At 65.3% G+C, this 1,730-nt stretch carries 3 protein-coding genes; 2 read left to right on the top strand and 1 reads right to left on the bottom strand.

Annotated elements, in window-relative coordinates:
* Together HX774_RS10930 and HX774_RS10925 are read left to right on the top strand one after the other, a co-directional pair.
* On the top strand, positions 1-600 hold a 600-nt coding region (locus HX774_RS10930; protein WP_370523480.1), incomplete at its 5' end, for a transposase.
* A 637-nt stretch (positions 601-1,237) separates the two neighbouring features.
* Positions 1,238-1,408, top strand: a complete 171-nt coding sequence (locus tag HX774_RS10925; protein ID WP_178826731.1) for a hypothetical protein — start codon at positions 1,238-1,240, stop codon at positions 1,406-1,408.
* Here the strand turns inward: HX774_RS10925 and HX774_RS19755 are convergent.
* Positions 1,396-1,730: hypothetical protein (locus HX774_RS19755; RefSeq protein WP_218650388.1), on the bottom strand; the 335-nt coding region annotated here is incomplete at its 5' end. The genes HX774_RS10925 and HX774_RS19755 overlap by 13 nt on opposite strands.

The following is a 1,730-nucleotide window of genomic DNA, read 5'->3' as shown; positions in this document are numbered from 1 at the left end:
GGCGCGTTCGACCAGGCCGTTCGCGACGCTTGCGCCGACGATCCGCTGACCGCCGAGCTGATGGACTGCATGCTGATCGCGCGCGCGGCCATGTGGACCCAGTACCTCAAGCTGCACGCCCTGACGGTGCGGGTCGTAGCCCAGGACGAGGTGTGCCGGCGCTTCATGGCCATCCCCGGCGTGGGGCCGATCGCGGCGCTGACTTTCCGCACGGCGGTCGATGATCCGATGCGGTTCAAACGATCCCGCGACGTCGGCGCCTACTTCGGCCTAACCTCCAAGCGCTGGCAGTCGGGCACGTCGATCGACATCCAGGGCCGCATCAGTAAGGCGGGCGATCCTGATGTCCGACGCGCCCTCTACGAGGCGGCCTCGGCGATGCTGACCCGCTACAAAGGGCGCAGCGCGCTCAGGAGCTGGGGCGAGACCATCGCCAAACGCTGCCACAAGAAGGCGGTCGTCGCCGTGGCCCGCAAGCTCGCTGTGATCATGCACGCCATGTGGCGCGACGGCACGGTCTACGCTGATGCGGTCGAGACCGGCGTCGCCGACGGCGGGGCGATCGCCAAGGAACGCAAACTGCTGGGCGTCTACGCATGATGCGGCGCCCTGACCGAAACCCCGCCGCCAGGTCCGCCTGACCGCGATTAAGATCCGCCCCGGCGGATGAGGACTGATGCAGACCAGGAAAGCGGGAAGCACGATATCTTGCCTGTGGCCGGAGCAATCCGGACCACGCCGGAGTGCCTGTGATGCTGCCCCGCGAGACCGATGCCGACATGCGCCGCGACGGATCCAGAACCGCTCAGTCGGTCGAGACCCCGCCGTCGATGAGCGCGGAAGAGTGCACGGCGCATCAGGACTCGATGTCCGGACCGATCTCCCCGCAGGCCGCGCGGACCCGATCTCGCCGGGGGCGGGCGCGTCTTCACCTCAGTCCATCAAGGGAATACAATATCCATCAGGAGAACGTCATGAAAACGAGCCCCAAAATGTCCCCGATTAAGAGGGCAAGATAAAAGGGGTGTCGTAACCTCTTGCTTCACAATCGGTTTTTGACATCCTCACGACTTGCGGCGGCTTGCCCTCTTTTTGAGCCGTAACGGCGCCTTCTGAACCTTGTCCGTAGCGGTCGGATCGGTGAGAATCCGGCATGGTCATCAGGCGGGAAACCAAGCGAGGGGCGCACGAGGAGCGGCGGGTTGCCAAAGCCCGCGGTCGCCGTCAGACTGGACGTATGCCCCGCACCCTCGATCATCTTCCGGCCGGAAAACGCGACGAGCTGGCGTTCGTGGTGGAACTGCTGACGGCGGGCTTCGACGAGAAGCACGCCGACGTGCTGGAGTTCTGGGGAACGGCTGAGCGGCAGTTGCTGGCCGAGCTGTCGTCGGGCGTTCAGTATCGATAAAAGGTCACTACCAAATTCGGGCTGTAGGCCACGGCGGATTGCGCGTCGGTAACGCGGCAGCGCCAAGTTGACATCTGTTCGGTCCCGCTGGCGGGTTGCGCTCGGTTGAAGGTCGTGGTGCGTGCCGTCGAGTTGGCGGCCGCAGCGGCCGTGTCTCCGCCTGTACGCTCCCACAGATAGGCGTAGGGCGTTGTGCCGTTGATCGCCGTGGCCGTGACCGGCAGGTCGAAAATCGGCGGCCCGCCGGTGAAGAACTCTCCAGTCCAGGTCGTTGTGCTCAGACTGACCGCCAGCGGAGGAGGAGGTGGTGGTGGAGGTGGTG

The sequence above is a fragment of the Brevundimonas sp. P7753 genome (assembly GCF_013386595.1).
GTDB classification, from domain to species: Bacteria; Pseudomonadota; Alphaproteobacteria; order Caulobacterales; family Caulobacteraceae; genus Brevundimonas; species Brevundimonas bullata.
This window is presented reverse-complemented; position numbering and strand designations above follow the sequence as displayed.